General features: G+C 68.0%; 1 pseudogene. It reads right to left on the minus strand.

The window, feature by feature from the left end:
* Positions 1-325: pseudogene (locus tag EXE45_RS18405) on the minus strand (TolB family protein); the annotation flags it as partial.
* Between the last annotated feature and the right edge of the window lie 25 nt (positions 326-350).

The raw sequence follows: 350 nt of genomic DNA on the forward strand, positions 1-350 counted from the left end.
CGTCCATCTCGACGACGGGCTCGCTGTCGCCGTCGAGCGACATCGCCCAGATGTCGTGCTGCTCGTCGCCAGCCTCGTCGCGGTGGTAGTAGAGGCGCTCGCCGCTGGGGTCCCACTTGAAGCCGGCGCGGACGGACCGGGGAACGTCGCCGTCGCTGAGCTGCTCTAAGGACCCGTCGCTCGGGTCACAGAGGTGGAGCTCGTTGCGGCCGGTCACGTCGTAGTAGAGGGCGACGGTCTCTCCGTCCGGGGACACGCGCGGACTCGCGATCGTCGGCAGCGAGGCGAGTTCGCGCAGTACGTCGGTCTCGTCTGAGTCTGACATCCGTGTACGTACGGCGACGGAACAC

This window comes from Halorubrum sp. SP9, from assembly GCF_005435015.1.
GTDB classification, from domain to species: domain Archaea; phylum Halobacteriota; class Halobacteria; order Halobacteriales; family Haloferacaceae; genus Halorubrum; species Halorubrum sodomense.